Annotated in this window: 22 protein-coding genes and 1 tRNA gene; 5 read left to right on the forward strand and 18 right to left on the reverse strand. The window is 64.4% G+C overall.

What is annotated here, in order from left to right:
• Positions 1-7: 7 nt before the first annotated feature.
• Both IT40_RS07325 and IT40_RS07330 read right to left on the reverse strand, forming a co-directional pair.
• Positions 8-1,039 (reverse strand): cysteine synthase A, encoded by a 1,032-nt coding sequence (locus tag IT40_RS07325; protein ID WP_036752536.1) that lies wholly within the window; start codon positions 1,037-1,039, stop codon positions 8-10.
• Between the two features lie 46 nt (positions 1,040-1,085).
• A complete protein-coding gene (locus IT40_RS07330) occupies positions 1,086-2,180 on the reverse strand; it encodes an NUDIX domain-containing protein (RefSeq protein WP_036752539.1) in 1,095 nt (364 codons plus the stop codon).
• A gap of 150 nt (positions 2,181-2,330) precedes the next feature.
• Between IT40_RS07330 and IT40_RS07335 the strand changes: the two genes are divergently transcribed.
• Positions 2,331-2,420, forward strand: a tRNA-Ser gene (locus tag IT40_RS07335).
• Between the two features lie 669 nt (positions 2,421-3,089).
• Here IT40_RS07335 and IT40_RS07340 read toward each other — a convergent pair.
• The 8 genes from IT40_RS07340 to IT40_RS07370 all read right to left on the reverse strand — a co-directional run bounded on the left by IT40_RS07340 (position 3,090) and on the right by IT40_RS07370 (position 5,381).
• Positions 3,090-3,620 carry a hypothetical protein gene (locus IT40_RS07340; RefSeq protein WP_052095778.1) on the reverse strand — a complete coding sequence of 177 codons (531 nt, stop codon included), beginning with the start codon at positions 3,618-3,620 and terminating at the stop codon, positions 3,090-3,092.
• 84 nt (positions 3,621-3,704) lie between these two features.
• The gene (locus IT40_RS07345; protein ID WP_036752542.1) at positions 3,705-3,947 is read right to left on the reverse strand and encodes a hypothetical protein; all 243 of its coding nucleotides are present in this window, start codon (positions 3,945-3,947) and stop codon (positions 3,705-3,707) included.
• A complete protein-coding gene (locus IT40_RS07350) occupies positions 3,944-4,204 on the reverse strand; it encodes a hypothetical protein (protein WP_036752545.1) in 261 nt (86 codons plus the stop codon). Before IT40_RS07350 ends, IT40_RS07345 begins: the two co-directional genes overlap by 4 nt.
• On the reverse strand, positions 4,201-4,425 hold the full coding sequence (locus IT40_RS07355) for a hypothetical protein (protein ID WP_036752548.1): 225 nt from the start codon (positions 4,423-4,425) through the stop codon (positions 4,201-4,203). The genes IT40_RS07350 and IT40_RS07355 overlap by 4 nt, the downstream gene beginning before the upstream one ends.
• Positions 4,422-4,631 (reverse strand): hypothetical protein, encoded by a 210-nt coding sequence (locus IT40_RS07360; protein WP_036752552.1) that lies wholly within the window; start codon positions 4,629-4,631, stop codon positions 4,422-4,424. Before IT40_RS07360 ends, IT40_RS07355 begins: the two co-directional genes overlap by 4 nt.
• On the reverse strand, positions 4,628-4,972 hold the full coding sequence (locus IT40_RS07365; protein WP_036752555.1) for a hypothetical protein: 345 nt from the start codon (positions 4,970-4,972) through the stop codon (positions 4,628-4,630). The genes IT40_RS07360 and IT40_RS07365 overlap by 4 nt, the downstream gene beginning before the upstream one ends.
• 2 nt (positions 4,973-4,974) lie before the next feature.
• Positions 4,975-5,148: a hypothetical protein gene (locus IT40_RS28435; protein WP_157034064.1), complete on the reverse strand. Its 174-nt coding sequence runs from the start codon at positions 5,146-5,148 to the stop codon at positions 4,975-4,977.
• Entirely contained in the window at positions 5,145-5,381 is a 237-nt protein-coding gene (locus IT40_RS07370) for a hypothetical protein (RefSeq protein WP_036752556.1), read from the reverse strand. Before IT40_RS07370 ends, IT40_RS28435 begins: the two co-directional genes overlap by 4 nt.
• Before the next feature lie 151 nt (positions 5,382-5,532).
• On the opposite strand from IT40_RS07370, the gene IT40_RS07375 reads away from it, so the two are divergent.
• The 4 genes from IT40_RS07375 to IT40_RS28440 all read left to right on the forward strand — a co-directional run bounded on the left by IT40_RS07375 (position 5,533) and on the right by IT40_RS28440 (position 8,506).
• Positions 5,533-5,793 carry a hypothetical protein gene (locus IT40_RS07375; protein ID WP_036752557.1) on the forward strand — a complete coding sequence of 87 codons (261 nt, stop codon included), beginning with the start codon at positions 5,533-5,535 and terminating at the stop codon, positions 5,791-5,793.
• Between the two features lie 138 nt (positions 5,794-5,931).
• Positions 5,932-7,434, forward strand: a complete 1,503-nt coding sequence (locus IT40_RS26635) for a S1 family peptidase (protein WP_166436108.1) — start codon at positions 5,932-5,934, stop codon at positions 7,432-7,434.
• A gap of 59 nt (positions 7,435-7,493) precedes the next feature.
• Complete coding sequence (locus IT40_RS27380; RefSeq protein ID WP_036752558.1) at positions 7,494-8,117, forward strand: DUF433 domain-containing protein; 624 nt, start codon at positions 7,494-7,496, stop codon at positions 8,115-8,117.
• Positions 8,114-8,506, forward strand: a complete 393-nt coding sequence (locus IT40_RS28440) for a DUF5615 family PIN-like protein (protein WP_147307291.1) — start codon at positions 8,114-8,116, stop codon at positions 8,504-8,506. Before IT40_RS27380 ends, IT40_RS28440 begins: the two co-directional genes overlap by 4 nt.
• A 1,110-nt stretch (positions 8,507-9,616) precedes the next feature.
• Here IT40_RS28440 and IT40_RS27385 read toward each other — a convergent pair.
• The 8 genes from IT40_RS27385 to IT40_RS27400 all read right to left on the reverse strand — a co-directional run bounded on the left by IT40_RS27385 (position 9,617) and on the right by IT40_RS27400 (position 18,144).
• Positions 9,617-10,399 carry a helix-turn-helix domain-containing protein gene (locus IT40_RS27385; protein WP_084196905.1) on the reverse strand — a complete coding sequence of 261 codons (783 nt, stop codon included), beginning with the start codon at positions 10,397-10,399 and terminating at the stop codon, positions 9,617-9,619.
• Positions 10,400-10,403: 4 nt separating this feature from the next.
• On the reverse strand, positions 10,404-13,052 hold the full coding sequence (locus tag IT40_RS07405) for a hypothetical protein (protein WP_147307290.1): 2,649 nt from the start codon (positions 13,050-13,052) through the stop codon (positions 10,404-10,406).
• Between the two features lie 70 nt (positions 13,053-13,122).
• Positions 13,123-13,557 carry a hypothetical protein gene (locus tag IT40_RS07410; RefSeq protein ID WP_036752564.1) on the reverse strand — a complete coding sequence of 145 codons (435 nt, stop codon included), beginning with the start codon at positions 13,555-13,557 and terminating at the stop codon, positions 13,123-13,125.
• The gene (locus tag IT40_RS29505; RefSeq protein WP_208021337.1) at positions 13,554-14,501 is read right to left on the reverse strand and encodes a helix-turn-helix domain-containing protein; all 948 of its coding nucleotides are present in this window, start codon (positions 14,499-14,501) and stop codon (positions 13,554-13,556) included. The genes IT40_RS07410 and IT40_RS29505 overlap by 4 nt, the downstream gene beginning before the upstream one ends.
• Before the next feature lie 471 nt (positions 14,502-14,972).
• On the reverse strand, positions 14,973-16,490 hold the full coding sequence (locus tag IT40_RS07420) for a YfjI family protein (RefSeq protein WP_084196907.1): 1,518 nt from the start codon (positions 16,488-16,490) through the stop codon (positions 14,973-14,975).
• Entirely contained in the window at positions 16,487-17,368 is an 882-nt protein-coding gene (locus IT40_RS07425; RefSeq protein ID WP_036752572.1) for a DUF7146 domain-containing protein, read from the reverse strand. The genes IT40_RS07420 and IT40_RS07425 overlap by 4 nt, the downstream gene beginning before the upstream one ends.
• Positions 17,369-17,535: 167 nt before the next feature.
• Positions 17,536-17,841, reverse strand: a complete 306-nt coding sequence (locus IT40_RS07430) for a winged helix domain-containing protein (RefSeq protein WP_036752579.1) — start codon at positions 17,839-17,841, stop codon at positions 17,536-17,538.
• Between the two features lie 108 nt (positions 17,842-17,949).
• Positions 17,950-18,144, reverse strand: a complete 195-nt coding sequence (locus tag IT40_RS27400; protein WP_084196909.1) for a helix-turn-helix transcriptional regulator — start codon at positions 18,142-18,144, stop codon at positions 17,950-17,952.
• Positions 18,145-18,153: the final 9 nt, after the last annotated feature.

Consider the following 18,153-nt stretch of genomic DNA (forward strand, 5'->3'; position numbering starts at 1 on the left):
GTTCGGTTCAGTCCTGATAGACCTCGGGCAGGTCGGCGGGCTTGCGGGCCATCCATTCCGGCACCGGCAAGCCCTTGGCCCGCAGGAACTCGGGGTTGAAAAGCTTGGTCTGGTAACGCGTGCCATAGTCGCAAAGCACCGTCACGATGGTGTGACCGGGGCCCATGTCCCTGGCCATGCGGATCGCGCCGGCCACGTTCACCCCCGACGAGCCGCCAAGGCACAGCCCCTCGTATTCCAGCAGATCGAAGATCACCGGCAGCGCCTCGGCATCCGGGATGCGATAGGCGAAGTCGGGCGTGAAACCTTCCAGGTTGGCGGTGATGCGGCCCTGGCCGATGCCCTCGGTGATCGAGGAGCCGGGGCTTTCGAAGACGCCTTCGGTGTAATAGCTGTAAAGCGCCGCGCCCTCGGGGTCGGCCAGGCCGATCCTGACGCCCTTGGGTTGCAGCGCCATGGCCACGCCCGCCAGCGTCCCGCCCGAGCCGACGGCACAGATGAACCCGTCCACGCGCCCGGCGGTCTGCTCCCAGATCTCGGGGCCGGTGGTTTCCAGATGCGCCTGGCGGTTGGCGACATTGTCGAACTGGTTGGCCCAGATGGCGCCGTTCGGCTCGGACCTGGCCAGTTCCTCGGCCAGGCGGCCGGAATAGCGCACGTAGTTGTTGGGGTTCTTGTAGGGCGCCGCGGGCACCTCGACCAGTTCGGCCCCGGCCAGGCGCAGCATGTCCTTTTTCTCCTGGCTCTGCGTCTCGGGGATGACGATGACCGAGCGGAAGCCCATCGAGGCCCCGACCAGCGCCAGGCCGATGCCGGTGTTCCCGGCCGTGCCCTCGACGATGGTGCCGCCCGGCTTCAGCTCGCCCCGCGCCACCGCGTCCTTGATGATGTAGAGCGCGGCGCGATCCTTGACCGACTGGCCCGGATTCATGAACTCGGCCTTGCCCAGGATCTCGCAGCCCGTCTCTTCCGAGGCGCGGTTGAGCCGGATCAGGGGAGTATTGCCGATGGCAGAGGCGAGGTCGGGGCAGATGCGCATGGGCTTGGCCTTTCGCAGGATGTTCCCGCCCGGTTTACACGCCGCTTCATGACGGCGGCAACCCCGCCGGGACGGTCTTGGCTTCCTGGGCCAATTCGCGGCGGATGTCCTGGTGGCGCAATTCCAGCCACAGCGCCAGGTTCAGCAGCGGCCCGTTGCGGATCTCGCCGGCCAGCGCCATGCGCGTCAGCTCGGCCCGCGGGATCAGGTGCGAGCGGATGTCCTCGTCCTCGGTCGCAAGCCCGCCCAGGCCGGCGCTGCCGTCTGGCAGCTCGGCGATGCCGACATAGAGATACAGGTATTCCGCCACCGCTCCGGGGCTGGGATAGTTGTGCGGCGCGGCGAACAGGCGGGAAATCGCGATGCCGGTTTCCTCGACCGCCTCGCGCCGGGCGGCCTGCTGCGGCGTCTCGCCGGCATCGACGCGGCCGGCCACGGTCTCGTAAAGCCAGGGCTGCGCATCGCCGCGCGCCAGGGGGCCGGCGCGCAGCTGGTCGATCAGCATGACCCGGTCGCGCAGCGGATCCCAGGGCAGGACCACCGTCGCATCGCCCGAGACGAAGACGGCGCGGGCCAAGGGATCGGTCCAGCCGCCGTCGTTGCGGTGCTGGCTCAGCCGGATCGCCTCGACCGAGAAATATTCCGCATAGGGTTCCTCGACCGAATCGATCCTGACCCGCTCGGCCGCGGCGGGGCCGACATGGGGCAGGCCCTGGGTCTCGGCCCCGGCGCGTTGGCGCGAGGCGACCCAGGTCGCGATCATCGGCAGGCGCCTGCGGATCGCCGCGGCCGGACGGTCCTCGGGCAGGGCCAGCAGCCAGTCGGCCATGGCGGCGGCGAGTTCGGGCTGCCAATCGGGCGCGTCGCTTGCCGGCTCGCCCAGGCCCAGCAGTTCCCGGCCATAGTGGCCCTGCGGCTCCAGCCCGAAGATTTCGGCATAGCGGCGCAGGGCGGGCGTCCAGTCGGCCTGCCAGAGCGGCAGGTCGTCATCGCCGCGCGCCAGCCGCGGCCAGGCGTCGGCGGCGATCCCGGCCAGCCCGCCGCCCTCCATCCGGCCTTGCAGCGAACCGGCCCCGGTCGCCTGCGGGGCAAGGCGGGTGCGGATGAGCGGGTGGGCCAGCGGTCCGATCAGCAGCGGCATGGCTGCGGCCCCTTGGCGCTGGCGATCCGCCCTGCCCTGCGCATTCCGCCCATGATTCCTCCGAGAGACAAATTTTTCGCGGTTTTGACGCGAAGGCCCTTGCGCTTCAACCCCCGCCCGTCTAAATCGCCGCCACCACCCGAAAAGCGCGGAGAGGTGCCGGAGTGGTCGAACGGGGCGGTCTCGAAAACCGTTGAGCCTTCACGGGTTCCGTGGGTTCGAATCCCACCCTCTCCGCCACACTCCATTGATATTTATAAGAAAAATTGCCATTCAGGCGATACACCCGCCATCAAGCCCGCCTTTATATTTGCGGTTGGCTGCTACTGATTGCGGTCGTGGGTGATGCGGATGGGCCACGCGATGGGATGGATTGGAGCTAGCCTCTTCCCCGCACGCGCGATCTGTCGCCGGGCCGTGAGCGCACCAGGACGGTTGCCCCGTGGCGGCGGCTCTCGATCTGCCCGGCCGCCCATCGCGTCCATTTTGGACACAGGTAGGGTGACTGAAAAAAAGCGGTAGCGGCCGACACGCGCCCTCCTGCGATTTTCGCTATTCCGCGATTCTCGGCCCTCGGGTCGTCAGAAAGGGCGCTCTGGCTGGGCTTTTGCGACGGCCAGGAATCGCAACGTGCTGCTATTCGGTTGCGATTTTGCCGTGTGAGGCTGCCGGGAAACGGAAGCTGCGACGTTGCTACGCTCGCTACTTCCGCTGCAAATGGGTGCCGCGTAGCGGAAGTAGCGGATGTAGCAGGGATGGAAGGCATCGGACGACAAGGCCGCGGCGCCACCCATACGGCCGATACGGCACCCTTCGCCTCCATGCGAAAGCCCCCGCATGATGCGAGGGCTCGCGTCGGCCAATGCGCTCTTGTTCACCCCCTTCCGGGTTGGGCCGAGAAATCAGCGGTCAGGCCTGCCAAGGCGATGGCCCGGTGCTGCGAGGCCCCGAGGTCGCCAGCACCAGCGGCGGCTCCCTGGGAAAGGACCGGATATCGAACCACTTGAAGCAGGTGCCGTCCATGTTCATCCGGTCGCCCGACGAGATGGGATAGCCGTTCGAGGCGTGGCGGATCAGCCCGGCCCGGAAGGCCCGCAGGTCCAGGAGCCACCAGAGGTCAAAGCCCGTCTCGCCCGCATCGGCATGACCGTAGAACAGCCAATCGCCTTCGCCGTTCACAATCTTGGCCAGTTCGGTCGGATTGCCCGAGGGCAGGCGCGAGCGGATGGTGAAGCCATAGGGATAGCGACCGGCATAGCCATGGCGCCGCACCCTGGCGGCGATGCGCATGTCGCGGCCGTCCAGCATCAGCAGATCGGTGGCATGGCGGGTATCGAGGTATTCCGGCGCGACCCGCAGCAGATGCGCGCCGACGATGCGGCGGATCTCGGGAATGAAACGATCCGACCAGTGCCGGTTGATCGAATAGGCGGTGTCCATGCAGATGCGCCCTCGCGCCGGTTGAAGATGGGGGTGAAGGAATGGAAGCGCCCGACCGGGGCCGGGCGCGGTGGTGTCAGGTCTTTACCTGCCGGCCATTTTGGCCTGACGCAGGCCGGGAATTTCCAGATCGGCGAGCGTAAGATCCTCCCCGGCTCGATACCGGCGTAAGCGATCCGCTACCCATTCTGTGAACTGCTCACCAGAGAACACCCCCAGCGCTAGCGCCTGACCCGCTCCGATGAAAATCAGACGCTCGACAGCACCCAGCTTCTTGAAGCGCGCGAGAACCTCGGCCTCCCAATCGTCCTGTGGTTCAAGGCTCATGCTGCATCCTTTCTGCGTTGTTCGCGCTGGAGGTCTTCAATGCCCACTGACACAACGCCCATGAGCGCCTGGGCAACGGCCAGCGTTTCTTCCACGACGTAGCTGGCGCGGTCGCGCAGATCCGAGCCGCTTGTTTCATTGTCGAGCGCGAGCCTGGCGGTAGCGATCAGCGCCTCGACGGTGTGGGAGAGGCTTTCGGCGTAGATTTCCGGCTCATCCGCCTTGATGAGCCGTTCGAGACTGGCGAGAGGCTTCATGCCCGGCCCTCCCGCGCGACGGTCTGGTTGCCCTCTCCGAACCACACCCAATCGAGGCTCAGGCCGGTGTCGATGCAGTAGGTCAGAAACTCCGTGGTGAAGGTGCCACCCTCGCCATATTCATCGATCAGGACATGCTCGGGCGGGGTCGTGCCGGTCTGCGCGGCGAAAGCGTCGAGACGCTGGCGGGCTTCCGGCTCGATTTCGGGATAGGTGGTCATGCCGCGTCCTCCTTCGGCAGGTTGATGTAATCCAGCCCCTCGTTCAGGCCCGAGGCCAGCTTGCGGGCCGCTTCTGCCAGGCTTTGAGCCAACGCGCGGGAGTCGTCGTCCGAGCGATCCATCATGTAGATCAGCGCATAGACCACGCGCTCAAGCGCTGCCGCCTCGTCCTGCTGCTTCGCGATGTGTTTGATAAGCGCGCTCATGCCGCCACCAGCGCGCGGGCCTCGGCCCATATCGGCTGGCTGATCGGGTTCCCCGACTCAAGGTCGCCGTCACCGAAGTTCGTCCAGGCGATAATCTTGATCAGAACGTCCCTTTCGTTCTGGCTCGGGGTTTGCATGAGGCGCTGTTCAACCTCCCATCGCTCGCCCAGAGCCTTCTCAAACGCTTCGTCGTCAGCCTGGCTATGGGCAAAGTCGTTGGCCCGTTTCCATTCCGAGAACACCCGCATCACCGGGGTTTCCTCGGCCGCGACCGCAGCCACCGGCACAGCGCCCGCCGCCAAGGCCGCAGGCGCCAGTCTCATCAGGTCACGACGTTTCATCGTCAGTTCTCCTTATCCAAAGGTTGATCCGTCGCCAGTTCGCGCAGGGCGAGTTCCAGCGGCAGCAGAGGGATGGCCAGCACCGCGCCGTGCGCCTGAGCCTCGGCCACGGTGATGAAACCGCGGATCAGCGCGGCCGCGCGATGATGCCGGTCATGGACAGCGGCGGCGCTCATGCCTCACCGCCCAGCCGCGCGAGGCGGCGGTGCGAGGCCCGGATGGCGTCCCGCTGGAAGCGCACGGCTTCGCGGAGTGACCGCAGATCACCTGCGCCCGTCTCGACCTCATCCAAGGCCAGCCGCAGCCGCTCAGCGATGAAGGCGCGCTCCGTTGCCGGCAGGAAGGATCCAGCGCGGCCGTTCAGACATGCGGGCTCAGTCGCCCCTTTCAGGTCGTTGTCGATCATCATTGCTTGCTCTCCAAACAAAGACCGCTCTCGCGCATTCGCGACAGCACTCTGGACGGCGGATCTATTTACCGCCCTCGCTACACATGGTATGTATAGCATGACACACGACATGTCAACACATGACGTGTATTAATATACACAAGGAGTGTTTATGCCCGTTCTTGACAGGAAGGTCTGCAAGGCCGCCCGCATGCTCATTGATTGGAAGGCTGCTGACCTTGCGGATGCTGCTACCGTATCACATGACACGCTGCGCTCCTTCGAGAGTGGTCGCACAAAAGCTCTAAGCCGGGAGAACGAGGAAGCCATCCGCAAGGCCCTTGAGGCCCAGGGCGTGCAGTTCCTCGAAGGCGGACAGGTCGCGGCAGGGCCGGGGGTGGCGCTTTCTACTGAAAGGCCTTCGACGCCCTGAACCCTATCCGAAAACTTGCCGCAATTGGCAGGTAGGGAGGCTTTGACTCATAGCCAGACCGCATTCAATCTGGGATTGCAGTTCAGCCAACCCCCAGAGCCCGACATGCGTATACTTTCAGCCATCCTAAGCGCCACCATGGCAGCTGCCACCCCAGCATATGCTTACACGGTAGAAGAAATGTGGGCGGAATTCGACGCATCAAAACTCACCGTGGAGGAAAAACGGTTCCTGCAATTTGGGCTCGCGCTGAATGGGAAGTATTCCGCCCTCATGGATGGAGCATGGGGCAACGGCAGCCAGCGCGCGCTTGAGGCCTGGGCACGGAATGCCGGCCTCGATCCGCCCATCGAGAACTGGGAGGTGGTGCTGCTCGCAGCGGAAAGCGCAGATCGTGTGCAAGCCGACGGTTGGGAGCAGCGATACTTCGAGCCGATGGATATTTCATTTGCCGTCCCCGCGGGCCGAATGCGCCAGGAGCCGGCAACCGATGTTTTCCTGAACTATGCTCATACGACGAGTTCGCTTCGATACTCGCTGAATTTGGGCGATCTGCCGCAAGTGGTCGGCATTCATACCTATGCGCTATCCTCGGCGCTTCCGGGAACCGCGCCCTACATGCTCAGGCGCGAAAAGGTGCTGATCACTTCCGTGGAGCAAGCGGAAGGAACGATACTCTATGCCCGCTCGGATCTGAGGCGGAACGGCTGGTCGAGCGTTGTCTTATCGGCCGCAAAGCGCGATCAGAATCTGCTAAATGCCGTTTCCGGGAGCATTACCAAGGGTTGGTCGAGCGGAATCAAGCTGCCTCCAGGCGGAGAAATCATGGAGGGCATTGCGTCGATGGCAACAATCCTCGCGGAAGCAGGGCAGGACCAGCCCAACGAGCATGCGAGCCTGGACGCGATGCGCGAAGGGATGACCGCTCCACCCGCCACCCCTGTTCCATCGCCAGCGCCCCAACAGCCGGCAGCCGCACCGGCACCTCCAGCAACGCCGAAGCCCAGCGACCAAGCCTTGCAGGGCAGCGGAACGGCCTTCTTCGTTTCCGAGCAGGGCCACCTGATCACCAATGCCCATGTGGTTGAGGGTTGCGAAACGCTGAAGATTGATGGCCGACCTGTCAGCCTGCTGGCGGCAGATGAGAGCTTCGACCTGGCGCTGATCAAGGATGCGCCCCAGGAAGCCGGAGTGGTGGCGAAGTTCGCCCCGCGGCCTGCCGGGCAGAACGCCGATATCACAGTTGCGGGCTATCCGCTCGCCGGACTTCTCTCCGGCCTGAATGTCACGCGAGGAAGTGTCAGCAGCCTCAAAGGCTTGGGAGGGGACGCGATACGGATGCAAATTTCGGCACCTGTGCAGCCCGGCAACTCGGGTGGGCCCGCGGTTGATGCCGCGGGGCGGGTGGTCGGTGTGGTTGTTTCGAAGCTCGATGCCAAGCTGGTGGCAGATGCGACGGGGGATATCCCCCAGAACGTGAACTTCGCGGTGCGAGGCGAGATAGCCAAGCTGTTCATGTTCCAGAACGGAGTTGAGCCCGTCCTAGGTGACGAGGACGCTCCGACCCTCGATCCAGTGACGCTGGGGAAGGACCTGGAAGGCGTCACCAGGCTTGTCGAATGCTATGCCGTTCCGAAGTGATTTGCATCCCAACTCCCGCCGCACTATCTTGTGTCTGCGAGGTTGGCCCTTTTGAAAAAATGACAGAATCCGTTGTTCAAGCGTTTACTGAGGCTCAGACGGCGCGCCTGACCGGCGTGACCGTAGGTCAGCTGCGCGCATGGGATAGGACGGATTTTTACAAGCCCTCCATCGGGCATGATCGATCAATAGGCCGTATCTACTCTTTTCGCGACCTGCTGAACCTTCGTGTTATTGGTGCGCTGCGTCGAGATATCGGCGTCTCGATGCAGCATCTGCGGAGTGTCGGCAAACAGCTGCGTGAAATCGCGGATGAAGATTGGGCCGGAGTGACCCTCTATGTGCTGAACCGCCGCGTCGTGTTCGACAATCCTCACACCTCGGCACGCGAAGAGGTGGTAAGCGGCCAAGGTATTCTTGGCATCCCGCTGGAAGTTGTTCGGGGCGATATGAAAAGCGCCGTCGCGAAAGAGTTCTCCCGCGGGCAAGGGCAAGAGGGGCAAATCGTCAAGGCTCGGCGTGTGGTTCACGCCGAGCCGGTCATTGCCGGAACGCGTATCATGGTGAAATCCATCCTGGCCTTCATCCAAGATGGTTACGATGACGATACGATAATTGCTGAATATCCCAGTCTGACCCGTGCCGACATTGCTGCCGTGCGCGCCATAGATGAGGCCGCGTGACAGAGCGTTTGCGGTTTTTCTTGGATGAGGGCGTTCCGCGAGGCGTGGGGGTAATGCTCCAAGAAGCCAGGCATGAAGTCATTTTCTTGCATGAGGCCATTGCCACCGGCTCGAACGATGACTTGGTAGCATCTGCCGCCATAGCAAACGATGCCATACTCGTCGCCATCGACAAAGACATGCGCACGAGTGCGAAACGCAATAAAATCAGCCTAAATCAATATAAACGGCTTAGCTTGCTCCAACTGCGATGTCGGGAAACGCAAGCCGCTAATCGAGTCAGGCAAGCACTTACCTTGATAGAAGCAGAGTGGAATTGGGCAGAAAACAAGTCCTCGCGACGGCTCTTCATTGAAATTGGCGACAGCCGCATCATCACTAATCGATAAGGCGGGCACGTCTCTTCTGGCGTCGGGGTCGCATACCGCCAAGACACGCCATCACAAGCGAATGCACAAAAGGCAGGTTCAACGACAGTGATGCTGGAAGGGGAAGCAATGTCGAAGCGCGAGATTCTGGACGATGCTAGGCGGGATCTAAGGGCTACTCGGAGGGAAAGGGACTTTTCGGCGCCTGCGCTTATCTGCGCATTCTTCGCCGCAGAGGTATTTGCTCCGACGCTTCGCCCCGATTACTCCGACCTATTCATGGCGGTTGTCGTGGTCTATTGCCTTCTGTCCATCAGGACAGCCATTCATGCGACCGCATTACGCAAGCTTATTGCCATAGTTGGGGACGAAAGCTAGCGGCGTCTGCGCGCCGCTTAGCCAAACTTGGCGGCGCGCGACCTCTCTGCCCTCCGCGAACGCGCCGCACGCTTCCGGCATGATTCACGACAGAACACGGCATCGGCCCTGCGGAACTCTGGCACGGGTTGGCCGCACCATGCACAGCACCAACCATTCTTCCGCAGGTTCGACAAGATCCGCTTGGCTCGCGCCAGCCTCTGCGTGCGCCCTGAGAACATGAAGGTATCGCATTGGACAGACCAGCCGTTCGGCCTTTCCTCGATGCTGATGGCCCAAGGGTCGGGTGCTGGCATGGTGATGGCTCCGTTTTTCCGTGGGTCACAGTCGGGTCAGTATCATGATACCACATATCGCCCGAGAACTAACCCCTCTGCCGAGAAACAAGCCCGGTGCTATGAGCCAGTGCGACTTGATTTTCGGTTGATTTCCTCGATTGCGCTCGACGATATCCGGGGGAACCGGTAGCAAGCGTCAGACTCAGAACACTAGGGCAGTCAGAGCGAGAAAATGGCGAGACGAGGCAATGTTCAGCCGATATTCGTGCGGCTCGAAACTGCTGCAAAGCTCCTTGATATGACGCCAAAGGAATTCGCTGACCTTATTAATCATGGGTCTTTGCCCGGTCCCTGCAAGATAGGGACTCATCAGCGATGGTCCGTCGAGCAGATCAAGGCAATCGTTGACGGCACGGCCATCCGGCTTGAGGATGAGTTTGAGGCGTAGGAACGGCCAGCAACCCCATCAGAGGGCCTACCGCTCCCCCGGTCGAGAGGAACAGAACATGCGTTTCACGACAAGCTTGATCATCGCGTCGGCGCTGATGGCGCCAGCCCTTCCAGCGTCCTCGGATTCGCGGCCCTCAGATATCGCAATGCCCGCTCGCCTGATCGCACTTCTACTGTTGGGCGGGGGTGGAAACGCCATCTGAGACCTCGTTCGTTCTTCAGGAGAACGATTCTCGGTCCATAGCGATTCTGCAAGCATCCCAACCCCTCGCCCGCCCGAATCGGCAGGCATCTTGTTCGCTGCCTCGGCCTTCCAGCGCCGCCGTTGCGCCTCCCTGATGCGCTCGATCCCTTCGGGCGTTCTCGGCCCGGTGGACTTGCCGCCATGAAACTTGCAGCGCCGCTTGCCCGGCTCGGACTTGCAGCGGCATAGCGTTCCTTTCCGGGTCTTGGCACCGCAGACGACACGGCGGGTTGCCGCGCGCTGGGCTTCTCGGGCTTTCCATTCCTCGAACATGGCAGCCGCCAAAGCATCGGCTTCCGCGATTTCGCGCCTAAGACCCCTTCCCCGCGCGTGCGCGTAGTGCACCACCATCCGAGCCGGGAGAACCCAACCCAGGGCCTGCGCCATCCTTGCGACCGCCCAGGATGTGGGATCGAGCCGGCTGCGGCGCTCCCAATATTGGACAGCGGAACGACCGCACCCGGCGCGCTGGGCAAGCTCACGCTGCTTGAGCCCAGCGACCTTTCTCCGGGCGGCAAGCTCGGCGCCGGAATGATGGATCTGGATGGGCTCTTGCATTGACATGCCCTCAATCCTCTTTCAGCCCCAAGAGCGCCGCCAGGACCGGCGACAGGGCGTTACGTGGAAGAGCGTCGCCACCCGGTCCAACCGCCTGATTGACCAGCCAGTTCTGCACTGGGCGCGACATTCGCGCGGCTCCTGCCGCGGAAGGCACGGCACTTGCGGCCATCGCTCCTAGCAACCCACCCATCGGGCCGGCGAGTTTATAGCCCCCTGTCGCTCCGGCAGCGGACCACATGGCAAACGGGATACCCAAGGCGCGCAAGTTTTCGGCCGTGCCGGAGGTCGGCAGTGGCCTGATAACACCCTCCGCAGCCCGTGCGAGATTGCCAAGCTCGCCTCGATTCCCCTGAGCGTAGGAAGCCCGGCCCTGCTGGACAACTGCGCTTCGCAGAGCCGAGGGAGAAAGGATGCCAGCCGCAGCGTTTTCGCCGGCTCCGGTGGCTGCCTTCTGGATGGCCAGGAAATTGCGCCATTGCTCGCGCGCCGTCGCCAGACGCGCCACGTCATCGGTGCGCCCCATGCTGGTCAGGGTCGATGCAAGAGCATCATCAAGCGCGCCCAGCGCCTCGATAGCCGCAGAACGGGTTGCGCCGTCGCTGCTGGTGGTCAGCTTCGATAGGCTGGACCGCCACGAATTGACCGTGCTGGCCGGGATGGTCTGGCCCGTCCTGAACGCACCTGTCATGCGCTTGACGACCTCCCCGATAATGGGCGCCTGGGATGATTTCGGGGCAAGCTGCTTGTAGGTTTCATTCGCGGCGGCCAGGGCATTGAGCGTGGCAGGCTCCGGGGTCACATCCACGCCGCGCGCCACATCATCGAACACCGATCCGATCCGCCTCGCCGTATCCGCCAGCACCTCGGGCGTAGCGCGGCTGGCATCCGTCCCCGCAGTCCTGAGAGCCGCGCGCGTCAGCGCCTCGCGCTGTGTATCGTTCAGCGCCTGCCCGGCATTGGTCATGCCTTCCTTGCGGCGCAGGGCCTCGTTGCCGACACGCTGGCCGGCAGAGACAGGAACACCTGCATCGTCGAGAACGCGCGCAAGGGCGAGGCGGCCCTGATCTGCGCCGCCATGAGGGCTAATCGCCCGCCTGATTCCATATTCGGCGGCATTGAGGGCCGGGGCAGCCAGCATGCCTGCGGCGGCGCGCGCCAATTGCTCTCCTGGCAGCCCCTCAGCAAGTTGTCCCGCCGCTTCCGACGCAAGGCCGGGAACAACGCCATATCGCAGGGCGTTCGACAGCGGAGCGCCGGGCATCACCATGGCGGACGGAACAAACTCGCCCACGGTCCCGGCGTATTTCCCGGCGGTGGTATTGCCTCGGAACTCACTGGCGCCCCCTGTCGCGGCGGCGGCCGTTCCCCGGAACAAGTTGCCACTACCCGCCGGCATCATGTCGAAGGCATTGCGCATGCCCTGGGCGACACCCGGAGAAACCACGCCGGCACGTTCAAGCCCGGAGGATGCCAGCTTGCCGACGCCCCCCGTCAGCATGCCGGGAAGATCCGCAAGACCGGTCACGCCGCGCGAGACACCCGCGGCGCCAGCGGCCAGCATGTCCGCCGCCGCATCGCTGCCGTGACGGATGAAGTCCTTGGCACCCATCTGAGCGGGCTGCGCATCCCATTGCCCGCTGGCCGGGACAGCCGGCGGCATAATCACCCCGCCGACGATCTGGGGCGATGTGGGCTGCGCCTGGGTCATCTGCCTGTATGCGTCCAGCGCGGTTTGTTGATCGGGAGCTTGAACCTCGTAGATCTGCCCATCCGGCCCCTGAATCTCGAAGGTCTGATTTTGACCGACCGGGCTTTGGTATTTGGTCCATGGCCCAGCGCCGGGGGCGTTCCCTTGCTGTCTGGAAGCCAGTTCGCGTTTGGCCTGCTCAAGCCGTGCGGCCTGCATGGCATCACTGCCGGGGCCGCCGTAGTCGGTCCACGGTCCGGCCTGCTGCTGCGGCTCCACAATCGGCGCGTCTCGCCATTTGCCTTGGCCGCCCTTCGACTGACCCTGCGCCTTTTCGCGGTCACGGGCCTGCACAGCCAATTCGCCCAGCCGACGCGCCGCTGCGCCGTCGCCTGCCGCATCCGCCCGACGCATGGCCGCCATCAATTCGGAATAGCTGGCTCGTGAAGCGCCACCCGTGAGGCCGTGCCCATATTCACGCTGTAGCGCATCGCGCATGACGGAATCGGATGTGCCGGCAGGAAATTCAATGATAGTGCCGTCCGGCAATTCCACCTCAATGGGCGGACCGGCTTGCGGTGCAGCTTGGGGCTGCGCGGCCCGCCCCGAGGGCTGATCTACCAGCGCGCGCGTATTGTGCAGCGAAGGCGCTTGTCCATTCGGCGCAGCGGCGCTGGGCGGCGGTTGGGTATACCTTGCACTGAACAGCCCGCGAAGCGCCGGGGTCTGACCTATCGCATTCCCTTGCGATTGGGGGCGAACCCCCGGCGCGATCAGGGCGTTCGTCACCTCTTGCGCCGGCCGCGGAACGGGTCGCGGCGATCCAGACGCAAGCAGCGCCTCAACCACCGGATTCGAGCCCGTCCCTATGGCCGCCAAGGCATTGGGCGAAGCCCTTTCAGCCATGCCAAAGGCGCGTTCCAGCGCCAGCGCCAGTTGATCGTTTGGTCCCTGATGAACTACCCGCATATCCCACCTGCCTCAATGAATGCAGGTATTATATTACCCCATGCGGGCGAGCTTATCCAGCATTGATAGGCTAGGCCGATCCTGCGGCCGGCCTGTCCAATCTGCGCATTTCGAGAAGCATTTCGCAGGCGGTCTGCTGCGCCCGAGCCTTGGCAAAGCCCTCGCGTATCTTCCTGTCGAGCGTCGGGCAGCCCTCTTGCACGATACCATAGGCTGTTTCGCCGCTGCTATCCGACACGACGACCAGCCACGCCACCTCACTGGCGTCAGGATGCCCCTTGAAGCCAGGAAAGCATCTGGCATCTTCCATCGTCAGCTTGACCACCGTGGGGCGGGAGATGTTCGCGAAGTGCTTTTCAAAGGCGGCGCGGACTATGCGAACAGCCCCATCATCGGATGCGCGGAAATGCCCGCCACCCTTCCCGTAGACAATCGACTTGTCGGCAAACCGCGCCGCCAGGGCAGCGGCATTCTTCCTGAAATATGCCCGTATCGCGCGCCTCATTGCACAGCCCCTTCCAGCTTCCGCCGCCAGTTGCCCACCGTCTGGGGGCTGCATCCGGCCCGCCTGGATATCTCCCGATCCGACAAGCCCGGCGCCTGTGCCAGCAGGTCCAGAACGGCGGCACGGCGCTGGGCGGCGGTGCTGTGTCCAGACTGGCGAGAATTGGACGCGACGAAAGCGGCGAAGTCCGACTGTAGCGAAGCAATCAGGTTCCGGTCGGCCTCTATGCCTCGTGCCATGTCCCGGTTGGCCAGGAATTCCAGCCAGTCCAACCGGGCCGCAATGCCTTCCGCGGTCGGGGTTCGCAGATTGTCCAGCAGATATTCGAGTGCGGACGACCACGCCGATTCCCATGCCATGGGCGTGTAGTCCGGGCAGAACGCTATCCGGTTGTCGGTGCGCGCTTCCTGGGCCTGATACGCCGCCCAGGCCTTCGGGACGGTGGCGGGCACGTGGCCCGTGACGCGCAGGGCCTCCCACATTTCCGGGGTTGGTCCATCGGAGAACTTGAAGTCCCGATAGCCCCACAACGAGTTGCCCGGTTCGGTCAGCGGGTCGAGGGCATCGCGAATTGCCGCTTCCAGATCTGTCGGGGCGAATACCGCGTCCTCTGATCCATAGACCGCCAGCAGTTCGCGACACCGCGCCAGCCGCTTGGCTTCCCTCTCGGCACGGCGCGCGGCCTCACGGACTTTGTATCCTGGTTCGCGTTCTTCCATCCAATCAGCGAACCCGGTGAAGATATTGGCCGGTTGAGCCGCGGGGGCGGGTGCGTCCAGTTTGGACAGCGCCGCGGCAAGCGTCAGTCCGGCCGAAGCGGCCAGCACGATTGCTTTGGCACGGGCAGCCTCGCGCTCGCCGGGCGTTGCCCCCCGATCCATCAGCGCCCGCAGCTTGGCGAGTTTCGCCATGTCCAGTTTGGATGCGGTAGCATGTGCGGTCATGGATATTCCTTGAGATTGAGGGCCTGCACGGCCCGCAGCAGATCGGCCGCGAGACAAAGGGCGGTGCTGGGCGTGAGGGGGATTGCTACGATATGCTGGCCATCCTGCCAGACGTGAAGGACGGGTCCGGGGCGGAGGGTGATCAGTTGCAAGGGGAGATCAGGATGGCAGGGCGCTTCACCGCTACACCCGCTACATTCGCTACAAACCCCGCCTGTGTAGCGGGAGTAGCGGAAGTAGCGGTGCAGCAAGGCCGGAAACCGGGAGAGCCGGTCAAAACGGCTCGGGCGTCTTTTAGGGCATGACATAATCGGCGGACTTGCCTGCCGTGTCTCGCTGAAAGGGATTCGCTTGCAGCCAAAGCGACATTTCCGCTTCCAGCCATTCACCCCTGCTACACCCGCTACTTCCGCTACAAAGGGGCCGCGTGTAGCAGGAGTAGCGGGTGCAGCGGCCCCAGCGGAGCGCGGATCAACCGGCATGGCACGGCCTCACGATCCGGTAAGCTTCCTTTCGTGCCGCACCCCGGATCACCTCACCTTCAGGTAGCGGAACGATCCAGCCGTGTTTCTCAAGCACGGTTAGCACGGCGCGGGCCACCTTACTTTCGCGAAGGCTGTTCGGCCCGTATTGCGTAATCTCACGGGGCGTCACGTCTTGATGCGGCCAGCTATCCAGCAGCCAGCGGCGCAGCATCTCGGCCCGGTTGGTTTCCTCGGAGATGGCCCCGGCCTCGGCCAGACGCCGGGCCTCACCCAGGTAGAAGCGGGCAAGCTCGATGCCCCAGCCCATCGCCTCGGGCGCCACCTCCGGGGCGTCCAGATCGGTCCAGAGGGTCAGCACCCCTGCGATGCGCGCCGCCTGTTCCGCAGCCTTGGAGCCATAGGAGCGGATCTGTTCCAGCGCACCGCCCTGTGCTTGCGCCAGTTCGGTTTCCTCGTAGAACCGCCAGAGCAGATCCCGCGCCCGAGCCGAGAGCGGCAACGTGACCGGCCGCAACTCGCGTTCCGTGTCGCCGGTCGGCATCGGCGTGGCGAGGATCTGGACCAGCCGGGCCGTGAAGGCATCAAGGTTCAACCGGCTGCCGGCGTCATGGCCGCGCCGCAACCGCGTGCCGATGGCGCTGGGCGGGTCGGTGATCAGGAACCGCGCCAGGAAGCCTTGGCCCGCGGCCAGCGGATCGGCCAGGAAGGGATGGGCGATGATCGGCTGCACCATGACATGCATGGACAGGCGCCGGCCGGGATAATCGCTGGTGCCGTCGCCGGCCCGCATCCGGGTCAGCTTGTCGCCGTTCCAGAGGCTCGAATATCCGGCGATGGTCTTGAGTCGGTTATCCGTGTTCATGCCGTGCCCGCCGATGAAACTGCCGCCCTCGTCGGTGAACAGCCCGACCGAGGGGCGCCCCGCCTGGTAGAACTTGAACAGCCCCTCAATCGTCGGTTCCTGAAAGGTCAGGTTCGGTTTCAGGGGCTCGACCGGCGCCGGGCCGAGGGTCTGCAACTCGGCCTGCGCCTTGAGCGCCTTGCCGGGATCAGCGCCCGCGGCATCCGCCATCAGGCGCTTGCGCTTGCCCTGCCAGATTTCGGCGGCCACCTCGTATTCGCGGAACGCCTCGCGATAGGTCACGGCTTCGCGGGCCTCGTGGTCGCGGATGCCGGCCATCAGCAGCCGGTCGCAAGTGGACTTGCGCTCGCCGCTCTCGGCTATGGTCAGGCAGAACAGCGAGCAAGGCGCGGTGCCGCCCCCGAGGATTTCCACATCCGCGAAACCCTGCACCGCCAGGGCGGCGATGGAGAGCGCCGATTGTGCGGCGATGGCGGCGGGCGCCTGGGACATGTCCTGCACCGCTTCCACGGCCGCCAGCAGCGGGCCGAGCGCGTGAATGGGATAGGGTTCGCCCGGCGGAATTTCCCGCATGAGCGGCTGCGGCCCCTCGGCCTTGAACGGGATGGGCTGTGCCACCTCGATACTCATGGGCGCTGTCATGCCGCGGCCCCTTTCTGATTTAGGATATCGTTCCAGTCCCGTCCTTCGGGGGCTGGCAAAAGGCTGACGGTCCAGCCCATGGCGCTGGCACGCTCGGCCAGCTTGCGACCTGCGGTCTTTCCCGGTTCGTCGCCATCGGTGGCGATGGTCAGGCGATGCGGGCTATCGGGAAGCCGAAGCCCGGCCATGCCCGAGGTGGACAGGCAGGCCCAGACAGTCGCGGGTCGGCACAGAAGCCCCGAGGCCAGCGAAAGCGCCGTCTCGATGCCCTCGGCCACCACCAGCGGCCCTTGCGCGCAGGTCAGACGCACGGCACCACCCAGCGCTGCGCCCAGCATGGCCTTGGGCGGGTCCAGATCGGCCTTGCCGCTGCCATCGGGGCGCAGATAGGTCCGATGCACCGCCAGCCGGGGAAGCCCGTCGATCCGGGCCACCATGGCCGGCGCGCGCTGGGCGCCGGGATGCCAGCAATCGGGATGGAAGCGCAGGCTATCCGGCAAGGCGCAGGTGATGCCCCGGCCCCGCAGGTAGGCTTCCGCGATGGTGCCACTGATCGGTTGCGCATCGCGCCAACAGGCCAGCGCACGCTTTTCGGCCATCTGGGCGGCGGCCTCGTCCTCGGCCTTGCGGCGGGCCATCTCGGCCGGGCTCAGCGGCTCGGGGCGATAGTCCCGCGACAGCATGCCCCGCGAGCGCAGGGCATCCAGAATATCGGTGAAGGCGCAGCCGGTCTTGCAGTTCAGCAGCAGGCGCCCATCCGGGGCATCGGCCAGCGAAAGCGAGGGCTTGCGGTCGCCGTGGGCCGGGCAGCAGGCGAGGCCATAGCGGCCATACCATTTGCCGCCCAGCGATTGCGTCAGGGTGCGGGCGTCAGTCATGCGCGCCCCGCCAATCCCCGACAGGCGCGGATCGCATTAACCCGGTCCTGTTCCTCGGCTATGATATGGTCAGTCACGGCCGGCCCCCCAGATCAGGGCGGCCAGCATCGCGGCGCGGTCGTGGCTGATGCCGTAGCGGATGCAGAGCCGGGAAATGCGAAGCGCCATCATGCCGCAGCCTCCCGGCCGGGGGTCACGCTGGACCGCAGGACATAGCGCGCATGATGGCCGGGAAACGGCCCCTCATGGCTTTCGTGGATCGTCTCGATGCAGACGCCGGCCTTTTTCAGCTTGAACACATAGGCCGACCAGCGCGGGCCGGGATGGTCGATGGGCGTGCAGCCCCTCGGCCCAGCTTGCATCAGGTTTTCCAGGGCCCAGCGGTCCCGGCCCTTGACGACGACCACGCGGGGATCTGCTGCCCCGTCGCGAATGGTGAATGCCCGTGCGGGCCATTGCTCTTTGAAGGACATAACCTTGCCTCATGGCTTGCGGGCAAGGGCGCTGGGCGCTATATTTGCGGTATAACCCTACCGCAACACGAATGCGCCGCCGCCCTTTGCCTCAGGGTGGCGGTTTCGTTAAGCGGCGCCTGCCATTTCAGCCCGGCGCCGCTCCCAACCTTCAAGCTCAGAGAGCTTCCAGCGGGTGCAGCCGGGCGTTAGCGTGACGGGTTTCGGAAAGGTCGGATCGGTTCTTGCCCAGCGCCAAGGCGTTTTCGGGTGAACCCCGTAGCGGGCGGCAATCTGAGCGGCTGCAAGGTAGGTATCGGCCATGATGTTCCC

This window comes from Paracoccus versutus (assembly GCF_000763885.1).
Classification (GTDB): Bacteria; Pseudomonadota; Alphaproteobacteria; order Rhodobacterales; family Rhodobacteraceae; genus Paracoccus; species Paracoccus versutus.

Coding starts and splice junctions, on each gene's coding strand:
- IT40_RS07325 (WP_036752536.1), bottom strand. CDS start 1,039: ATGCGCATCTGCCCCGACCTCGCCTCTGCCATCGGCAATACTCCCCTG.
- IT40_RS07330 (WP_036752539.1), bottom strand. CDS start 2,180: ATGCCGCTGCTGATCGGACCGCTGGCCCACCCGCTCATCCGCACCCGC.
- IT40_RS07340 (WP_052095778.1), bottom strand. CDS start 3,620: ATGGACACCGCCTATTCGATCAACCGGCACTGGTCGGATCGTTTCATT.
- IT40_RS07345 (WP_036752542.1), bottom strand. CDS start 3,947: ATGAGCCTTGAACCACAGGACGATTGGGAGGCCGAGGTTCTCGCGCGC.
- IT40_RS07350 (WP_036752545.1), bottom strand. CDS start 4,204: ATGAAGCCTCTCGCCAGTCTCGAACGGCTCATCAAGGCGGATGAGCCG.
- IT40_RS07355 (WP_036752548.1), bottom strand. CDS start 4,425: ATGACCACCTATCCCGAAATCGAGCCGGAAGCCCGCCAGCGTCTCGAC.
- IT40_RS07360 (WP_036752552.1), bottom strand. CDS start 4,631: ATGAGCGCGCTTATCAAACACATCGCGAAGCAGCAGGACGAGGCGGCA.
- IT40_RS07365 (WP_036752555.1), bottom strand. CDS start 4,972: ATGAAACGTCGTGACCTGATGAGACTGGCGCCTGCGGCCTTGGCGGCG.
- IT40_RS28435 (WP_157034064.1), bottom strand. CDS start 5,148: ATGAGCGCCGCCGCTGTCCATGACCGGCATCATCGCGCGGCCGCGCTG.
- IT40_RS07370 (WP_036752556.1), bottom strand. CDS start 5,381: ATGATGATCGACAACGACCTGAAAGGGGCGACTGAGCCCGCATGTCTG.
- IT40_RS07375 (WP_036752557.1), top strand. CDS start 5,533: ATGCCCGTTCTTGACAGGAAGGTCTGCAAGGCCGCCCGCATGCTCATT.
- IT40_RS26635 (WP_166436108.1), top strand. CDS start 5,932: ATGGCAGCTGCCACCCCAGCATATGCTTACACGGTAGAAGAAATGTGG.
- IT40_RS27380 (WP_036752558.1), top strand. CDS start 7,494: ATGACAGAATCCGTTGTTCAAGCGTTTACTGAGGCTCAGACGGCGCGC.
- IT40_RS27385 (WP_084196905.1), bottom strand. CDS start 10,399: ATGTCAATGCAAGAGCCCATCCAGATCCATCATTCCGGCGCCGAGCTT.
- IT40_RS07405 (WP_147307290.1), bottom strand. CDS start 13,052: ATGCGGGTAGTTCATCAGGGACCAAACGATCAACTGGCGCTGGCGCTG.
- IT40_RS07410 (WP_036752564.1), bottom strand. CDS start 13,557: ATGAGGCGCGCGATACGGGCATATTTCAGGAAGAATGCCGCTGCCCTG.
- IT40_RS29505 (WP_208021337.1), bottom strand. CDS start 14,501: ATGACCGCACATGCTACCGCATCCAAACTGGACATGGCGAAACTCGCC.
- IT40_RS07420 (WP_084196907.1), bottom strand. CDS start 16,490: ATGACAGCGCCCATGAGTATCGAGGTGGCACAGCCCATCCCGTTCAAG.
- IT40_RS07425 (WP_036752572.1), bottom strand. CDS start 17,368: ATGACTGACGCCCGCACCCTGACGCAATCGCTGGGCGGCAAATGGTAT.
- IT40_RS07430 (WP_036752579.1), bottom strand. CDS start 17,841: ATGTCCTTCAAAGAGCAATGGCCCGCACGGGCATTCACCATTCGCGAC.
- IT40_RS27400 (WP_084196909.1), bottom strand. CDS start 18,144: ATGGCCGATACCTACCTTGCAGCCGCTCAGATTGCCGCCCGCTACGGG.